The 7,778-nt window shown below is 47.4% G+C and carries 7 protein-coding genes, 1 pseudogene and 1 other annotated feature; all 8 genes and pseudogenes read right to left on the bottom strand.

The genetic code is table 11. The features are described 5' to 3' along the window. Positions 1 to 74 precede the first annotated feature (74 nt). Positions 75 to 986: an RluA family pseudouridine synthase gene (locus tag EGV91_RS16115; RefSeq protein WP_135505520.1), complete on the bottom strand. Its 912-nt coding sequence runs from the start codon at positions 984 to 986 to the stop codon at positions 75 to 77. A 5-nt stretch (positions 987 to 991) separates the two neighbouring features. Continuing rightward, positions 992 to 1,468, bottom strand: coding sequence for a signal peptidase II (lspA, locus tag EGV91_RS16110; RefSeq protein ID WP_135505518.1), 477 nt, complete (start codon positions 1,466 to 1,468; stop codon positions 992 to 994). 363 nt (positions 1,469 to 1,831) lie between these two features. Next, complete coding sequence (gene ileS, locus EGV91_RS16105; RefSeq protein ID WP_135505517.1) at positions 1,832 to 4,594, bottom strand: isoleucine--tRNA ligase; 2,763 nt, start codon at positions 4,592 to 4,594, stop codon at positions 1,832 to 1,834. Positions 4,595 to 4,637: 43 nt separating this feature from the next. Beyond that, positions 4,638 to 4,846: a binding site (T-box leader), on the bottom strand. A gap of 42 nt (positions 4,847 to 4,888) precedes the next feature. Further along, positions 4,889 to 5,404: a DivIVA domain-containing protein gene (locus EGV91_RS16100; RefSeq protein ID WP_135505515.1), complete on the bottom strand. Its 516-nt coding sequence runs from the start codon at positions 5,402 to 5,404 to the stop codon at positions 4,889 to 4,891. 96 nt (positions 5,405 to 5,500) lie between these two features. Then, positions 5,501 to 6,286 (bottom strand): YlmH family RNA-binding protein, encoded by a 786-nt coding sequence (locus tag EGV91_RS16095; RefSeq protein WP_135505513.1) that lies wholly within the window; start codon positions 6,284 to 6,286, stop codon positions 5,501 to 5,503. A 583-nt stretch (positions 6,287 to 6,869) separates the two neighbouring features. Beyond that, a complete protein-coding gene (locus EGV91_RS16090; RefSeq protein WP_135505510.1) occupies positions 6,870 to 7,133 on the bottom strand; it encodes a YggT family protein in 264 nt (87 codons plus the stop codon). Between the two features lie 20 nt (positions 7,134 to 7,153). Further along, positions 7,154 to 7,636, bottom strand: coding sequence for a cell division protein SepF (locus EGV91_RS16085; protein ID WP_135505509.1), 483 nt, complete (start codon positions 7,634 to 7,636; stop codon positions 7,154 to 7,156). After that, positions 7,636 to 7,778: pseudogene (locus EGV91_RS17425) on the bottom strand (YggS family pyridoxal phosphate-dependent enzyme); the annotation flags it as partial. The pseudogene EGV91_RS17425 and the gene EGV91_RS16085, both read right to left, overlap by 1 nt.

The raw sequence follows: 7,778 nt of genomic DNA, 5'->3' as shown, positions 1-7,778 counted from the left end.
CTCTCTGGACTGATATTAAAGGTGATGCTTATTCGATTGATTTTTCTCAGTATAAAACAGGAAGTTCCGCTTTGTCAATCCTTGTCGCGGAGAGATTCCAAAAGCTCGGAGAATTCTGCCGGAGGCTCAGCTGAGAATTCCAGGTATTCGCCTGTTTTCGGATGATTGAAACCGATGACTTCAGCATGCAATGCCTGGCCGCCGAAATCGATTGTTTTCTTCGGTCCGTATTTCGGATCGCCGACCAGCGGGAAGCCGATGTATTTCATATGGACGCGAATTTGGTGCGTACGCCCTGTTTCCAAACGGCATTCCACCAATGTGTAGTTGCCAAAACGCTCTAATACACGGAAATGGGTGACGGCATGTTTGCCTTTATCGATAACCGCCATTTTTTGGCGATCTTTCGTATCGCGTCCAATCGGTGCATCAATTGTCCCTTTATCGTGCGGAATGTGGCCGTGCACAAGCGCGACGTATTTCCGCGTTACTGTTTTCTTCACCAATTGGTCGACAAGCGAATTATGCGATGCGTCGTTTTTAGCGACCATCAGCAATCCGGATGTATCTTTATCGATGCGGTGGACGATGCCTGGGCGGACTACTCCATTGATGCCGGACAAATCTTTGATCTGGAACATCAAGCCGTTGACCAGCGTGCCTTTTGAGTGGCCTGGAGCCGGGTGCACAACCATGCCCTTCGGTTTGTTGACGACGAGCACATCGGCGTCTTCGTAAACGATCTCCAAATTCAAATCTTCCGGCACAACGTCCAGCTCTTCCAAGGAAGGCGGTGTGACGACAATGATGTCTTCCGGGCGTACTTTGTAATTCGGTTTAACGGTCTCGCCATTGACTTTCACTGCGCCATCTTTCACCCAGTTTGCAATTTGCGAGCGCGACCAGTCTTCGTCGATCGATGATACAGCTTTATCGATGCGGACTCCGGCCATTTCTTCAGTTATTTGTATTGTCAAATCTTCAATTTCCATTAAGACACCTTTTTCTTTTGTTGTTTTTCATCATAAAAAACGAATATGACCATTAGCACTACACCAACTGTCAATGCTGCATCAGCTACATTGAAAATCGGAAAATCATAATTGATGACAGGAATGAGCACATCCACGAAATCGACGACTTCGCCTCTCGCCATACGGTCGATAAAATTACCGATCGCGCCGCCCAGGATCAGCATCAAGCTCCATTGGAACAGCGGCTGCCCTTTGGCATGTTTGTGGAAATAATAGATGATGCCGATGATTACGCCGACCGTAATAATGGCAAACAGCCACATTTGGCCTTCCAGCATCCCCCACGCCGCCCCTCGGTTGCGGTGCGACAGCCAGCCCAGATACGGGTCGATGACCGGAATGCGTTCACCCAGTTCCATATTTTTCAACACGAGCCATTTGGTCCACTGGTCGATGGCTACGATCAGTATAGCTATTGCATAATAAATAAACATGTGTTTCCCCCGTCAATTCAGCAGTCATCCTATTTTACCACAAACCGCACCAAAAGAATATCCGGCTCTGCAAGTCAGAAACTGCTGCGAATATATAATTTGAACCAATGAATACTCATATTCGATATTCCGCAAAACAGCTGCGCTTGCCGCGGGCAAGACATGGTACGAAGCTAGCGAGGCCCATGTCTTTGTCCCGAAGCTAGCGCAGCGATGCAGAGACAGCGACAGAAACAATCGTCTTTGCTCCACACAGAGCGACCGAAGCGATTTTTAATATGATACTTCTTTAGTTCACCTTATTTAACAGAAAAAAGGTCTGGAACACCGGAGACTCCGGCATTCCAGACCTTTTTATTTTACTTAAGCGAATTGTTTTTCCACTACATTGGCACAGCGCGGGCATAATGCCGGATGCGCTTCGCTTGTGCCGATTTCCTGGGAAATCGTCCAGCAGCGTTCACATTTCTCACCTTGTGCTTTTTCGACAACAACTGCAGCGTCCCCGAATTTCAACGCGTGTTCTGGAGCTTGCTCCAGCGAACCGCCGAATTCATATTGGGAGACGATGAACAATTGAGCTGGATTTTCATCGATTGATGATAGCAGCTCGCTAAGTTCACTGCTTCCGTAAACCGTCACTTTAGCTTCAAGCGATTTACCGATTGTTTTCGCTGCACGCGCTTCTTCAAGCGCTTTTAGCACATCGTCGCGCTTGTCCATGAATTTTGTCCATTTTGCATCCAAGTCTTCGAATGCCGGGTTTTTATCCACTTCCGGGAAGTCAACCAGCTGGACGCTTTCTTCAGTGACGAAATCAAGGTAGCCCCACATTTCATCCGTTGTGTGCGGGATGATTGGCGTTGCCAATTTCAAAATCGCCATCAGCGAGTCGAACATCACTGTTTGCATTGCGCGGCGGTGCGGATGGTCAGCCGCTTCGATATAGACGACATCTTTCGCAACGTCGAGGTAGAACGAGCTCAAATCATTCGCGCAATAGCCGTTCAAAGCGTGATAGATGGATGAGAATTCATATGTTTCATAGCCTTTGCGCACTGCTTCGATCATTTTCTGCAATTTCATGGCCATGTATTGGTCCATTTCACGCATGTCTTCGAATGCAACGCGGTGTTCTTGTTCATTGAAATCAGCCAAGTTCCCGTGAAGGAATTTCAGCGTGTTGCGGATTTTGCGGTAAACCTCAGAAACTTGCTTGAAGTTTTCGTCTGAAACGCGCACATCTGCCGTGTAATCGACTGAAGCAACCCACATGCGTAAGATGTCCGCTCCCATTTGGTTCATGACTTTTGAAGGCACAATAACGTTGCCGAGCGATTTGCTCATTTTACGTCCATTGCCGTCAAGCGTAAAGCCATGGCTCAAAATGCCTTTATATGGAGCAATGCCATTGATTGCGACACTTGTCGTCAGCGATGAGTTGAACCAGCCGCGGTATTGGTCAGATCCCTCCAAATAAAGGTCTGCCGGATAGTTCAGTTCTTCCCGTTCTACCAACACCCCTTGATGCGATGAACCGGAATCGAACCAGACGTCCATGATGTCCGTCTCTTTCGTGAATTTGCCATTCGGGCTGCTTGGATGCGTAAAGCCTTCTGGCAATAGCTCCTCGACAGAACGCTCAAGCCAAACATTCGATCCGTGTTCACGGAACAAGCCTGCGATATGCGCGATTGTTTCTTCAGTGATGATCGGATCGCCATTTTCCGCATAGAATACCGGAATCGGCACGCCCCAGACACGCTGGCGTGAAATGTTCCAGTCGCCGCGGTCACGCAACATATTGAACAGACGGGTTTCGCCCCATGCTGGTGTGAATGTTGTTTCATTGATCGCTTTCAGGATTTGGTCGCGGAACGCATCGATTGATACGAACCATTGCGCCGTAGCACGGTAGATAACCGGTTTCTTCGTGCGCCAGTCATGCGGGTACGAGTGGGTGATGAATGATAATTTCTCAAGTGCACCGGCATTGTCCAATGCTTCGGTGATTGTTTTATTGGCTTTGTCGTAGAATTCGCCTTCAAAACCAGGAGCTTCAGCAGTCATGACGCCGCGCTCATCAACTGGGCATAGAACGTCCAAGCCGTATTTTTTACCGACTAGGAAATCGTCTTCCCCGTGTCCAGGCGCAGTGTGTACGCAGCCAGTACCGGAATCCGTTGTAACGTGTTCGCCAAGCATGACCAAAGAAGTGCGGTCGTATAATGGGTGTTTCGTCAAAATGTGCTCCAGTTCAGCACCTTTAAGCTCACGCACCACTTCATAATCCGCCCATTCCAATTCTTTCGCCACTTCGTCCAATAAAGCACGAGCAATGACGAATAATGAACCGTTTACTGAAACTTCCACGTAATCCAATTCCGCGTGAACCGTAATGCCGAGGTTTGCTGGAATCGTCCATGGCGTCGTCGTCCAGATGATCAGTTTCGTGCCTTCAGCCAATACGCCTTTGCCGTCAGTTACCGGGAACGACACATAGATAGAAGGAGATTTCTTGTCATGATATTCGATTTCAGCTTCAGCCAGCGACGATTCGCTTGATGGGGACCAGTAAACGGGTTTCAGGCCTTTATAGATATAGCCTTTATTCGCCATTTTGCCGAAAACTTCAATTTGCCGCGCTTCATAGGCAGGCGCTAACGTGACATACGGATTTTCCCAATCGCCGCGGACACCGATGCGCTTGAATTGTGAACGCTGGTTGTCGATTTGCTCATAAGCATATTCTTCACAAAGCTTGCGGAACTCAGCAAGCGACATTTCCTTGCGGTTTACGCCTTTATTTGTCAAAGCCTGTTCGATCGGCAATCCGTGCGTATCCCAGCCTGGAACGTAAGGAGCATTAAAGCCCATCATCGAACGAGAGCGGACAACCATATCTTTCAACACCTTGTTCAGGGCATGGCCCATGTGAAGATCGCCATTCGCATATGGCGGCCCGTCATGCAGAATGAAGAACGGACGACCTTTTGTCCGGTCTTGAACTTTTTTATAGATATCCATTTCTTCCCATTTTTTCTGCATTTCAGGTTCGCGGTTCGGCAAATTGCCCCGCATCGGAAAATCTGTTTTCGGCATCAATAACGTATCTTTGTATTCCACTGTAATTCCTCCTAAGAACATAATAAAGAGCCCCCCATCCCTGGAAAGGGACGAGGAGCTCTCGCGGTACCACCCTTGTTGCAGCCGAAGCTGCCACTCGATCGCCGTATCGTGGCTCAACGGAAGCGGCTACTGTGATTCGCCGATTCTGCTCAAGAGTGATGTTCCCCAAAACATTGTCACCAGGCTCACACTATCCCTGGCTCGCTTTGTCGAATATGGACTGGGTACTGTCTCTGTCTACGCATTTTTTATATTTATTAATTATAAAAGTTGGAACTACCAGCGTCAAGCTTAGTAGACTTCTCTTTTCTCTTCAAGTTTGTCCAACGTCGTCGTGTCGATATCGTATTCCATTAATGTTTCCCAGTCATCCGTATCGATCAGATCAAGCTGCGCTTCCACCAGCATTCTGAAACGGTTGCGGAAAACCTTCGACTGCTTTTTCAGCTCATCGATTTCCATGGCGATACGGCGGGCTTTCGTCAATGATTCGTTAACAATGCGATCTGCATTTTTCTCTGCTTCCCGTACAATCAACTTCGCTTCTTTTTGGGAATTGCGGCGCACTTCCTCAGCGGCTTCCTGTGCAACAACTATCGACTTTTGAAGCGTCGTTTCAATCGTTGTGAAATGGCCGACTCGCTCGTCCGTCTGTTTCAGGCGATCTTCAAGCTCTTTCTTTTCGCGCATCAGCATTTCGTAATCCTTGATGATTTGGTCCAGGAATTCATTAACTTCGTCTTCCTGATAGCCGCGAAATCCTCGGCCGAACTCTTTATTATGTATATCCAAAGGGGATAATGGCATTGTGTGAACCTCTCCTTAACTAATCTGCGTTACTACCCATTATACAGTCCAAGGCAGTAAATATCAGTATTATTTTACTTTTTTTCAAAACAGCTGCTATTTCGCTGTGTCCAATCTGCCAATCTGCAGACGCACTTTATCCTTTTTCGTACGCCCTTCGATCATCCCGACTTTAATCCGCCCATATCCGCGCGACGAAATGATATCGGATTCATTCAATTCAAAAGACGGCTGTTCCTGGACAGTCCAATTGACTTTCACTTTCCCGCCGTTGATCAGCGCCGCTGCTTTCTGGCGCGAAATATTGTAGATGGAGCTGACGACCGTATCGAGCCGAAGTGAACTGACCGTATGGCTTTCTTCCGACCATTCTTCTGTCACTTTGATGAAATCGAGCTCATTCGTGACTTCCTCAAGCTGGACTTTGACTTTCGCCGCCATCGTGAAATTCGCTTGAAGATATGCCTTCACTTCATCCGCCACTGCAATTTGGATCCGCTGTCCATCGATGCGAATATCACCGTACTTATTGCGGTCAAGGCCGATTGACATCATGGATCCCAGGATGTCGGGGTGTTTCAGGGTAATGAATTTAACCGGATACCGGATTTCGAAAACCGTAATCTGAAAATCATCTTTCTGCAGTTCGTAATATGACGGATACAGCAAAACGCGCTGCCGTTCCGCATCCTCGAAGCGGCCGGATGCCGCCACGCCAATATCACTTGCGCCAATCACCGACTGGACGATAAAACGCTGCCGGGGATCCAGGAAATCCGTGAGCCGTGGAGTATATCGGTCTTCGACATCAATCATCCAGCCCGAAACTTGTTCGATAAATTGCTGCTCATCTTTCCGGAAATGCTGAAACAAAGAATCCATAATAAACGCCCCTTTCTCTTTTTTTGATATTGTTTAATGATTTCTAGTTAATTAGTTTGACGACATTCAGAAAAACAGCCCCGCAAGCCCATATGCTCATGTCTCTGTCTCTGCATCGCTCCGCTAGCTTCGAGAAATGAAAGACCGTTGCATCGCTGCGCTAGCTTCGAGACAGAAAGTGCGTTTCATCGCTGCGCCCTCGGGAGTCAGGACTGTTTTGCTCCATGCTTGGAGACTCGGAAGAAACTGTAGCAAGTGTATCTTTTGTGTTCTTTGTTCAAAAAATGATTCTCTATTAAGAAAAACCTTTGAATGAAGCGGAAGGCGGCGACTCCTGCGGGAGCAGTGATGGAGCAAAGCGACAGAGCGACCTGAGCTGAAAACCCCGCAGGAAACGAGGTTTGAAGAACCTCGTTTGCGACGAAGCTAGCGCAGCGATGCAGGAGCAGCTCTTTTTCTAGCGACGAGGAGACTGAAGCCAGGCCCGCGGAAAGCGTCCGCCTAAAGCGCAATGAAAAGATTAAAAAACTTACCGAATTATATCAATTAATTGAAGAAAAAGACCTCACTTAATGTGAGGTCTTTAGTTGAAATAATTGAATAGGACAACGATTCCTTGGCTGGCAAGGTTCAAAGCGAAAATCGCTACAATCGGAGAAAAATCAATCATGCCAAATGGCGGGATGATCTTTCTGAAAATGTCCAGGTACGGGTCGGTGACTTTTGAAAGCATTTGGCCGAAAGCCGATTCTTTGGCATTAGGCAGCCAGCTCATCAAAATGCTGGCAATCAAGACAAATGAGTAGATGTTAATAGCGGTTAATAGCAAGTTTACAATAGCAATCATTTATTTTTCATGCTCCTCTTTTACTGTTGATCTTCGTAATAATAGTCGGAAATAGCTCCATCCACTTCGACAGTGTCTGGCACGCAGAGAAAAATATCCGTTCCAATGCGCTGAATATCTCCTCCAAGGGCATAGACAGTGCCGCTAAGAAAATCGATGATGCGCAGACCCTGATCTTTTTCAATCCGCTGCAAATTGACGACTACTGCGCGTTTGTTCTTTAAATTCTCGGCAATGTCCTGTGCTTCCGCATAGACTCGCGGTTCGGCAAGAATCATTTTTGAAGATTTTGATGCGCTTTGCAAGCTTACCAAGTTTGATACTGTTGTTGTTTCCACAGGTTTTTGTCTCCGATCTTTCGGCGCTTTCCGGACTTCCGATTGGATGGGCTCCGGTTTTTCGTAGCGCTGGGGCTGCTGGGGCTGCTGGCGTTGTTGCTGCTGTTCATCTTCTTCGTATTCTTCCAGATAAAAGAAATTCTTGAATTTGTTTTTAATGCTCATTATTTTGCCTCACTTTCCGACCCTACTAATGCAGTACCTATGCGAACAAAAGTTGCTCCTTCTTGGGCGGCAATGACGTAATCATTGGACATACCCATAGAACATTCCGTACACGGGGCGTGCTCCATCTTTTCTGCGGCCA

Origin of the sequence: Planococcus koreensis (assembly GCF_004761975.1) — a bacterium.
Lineage (GTDB): Bacteria > Bacillota > Bacilli > Bacillales_A > Planococcaceae > Planococcus > Planococcus koreensis.
This window is presented reverse-complemented; position numbering and strand designations above follow the sequence as displayed.

Coding starts and splice junctions, on each gene's coding strand:
- EGV91_RS16090 (WP_135505510.1), bottom strand. CDS start 7,133: ATGATTGCTATTGTAAACTTGCTATTAACCGCTATTAACATCTACTCA.
- EGV91_RS16085 (WP_135505509.1), bottom strand. CDS start 7,636: ATGAGCATTAAAAACAAATTCAAGAATTTCTTTTATCTGGAAGAATAC.
- EGV91_RS16100 (WP_135505515.1), bottom strand. CDS start 5,404: ATGCCATTATCCCCTTTGGATATACATAATAAAGAGTTCGGCCGAGGA.
- lspA (WP_135505518.1), bottom strand. CDS start 1,468: ATGTTTATTTATTATGCAATAGCTATACTGATCGTAGCCATCGACCAG.
- EGV91_RS16095 (WP_135505513.1), bottom strand. CDS start 6,286: ATGGATTCTTTGTTTCAGCATTTCCGGAAAGATGAGCAGCAATTTATC.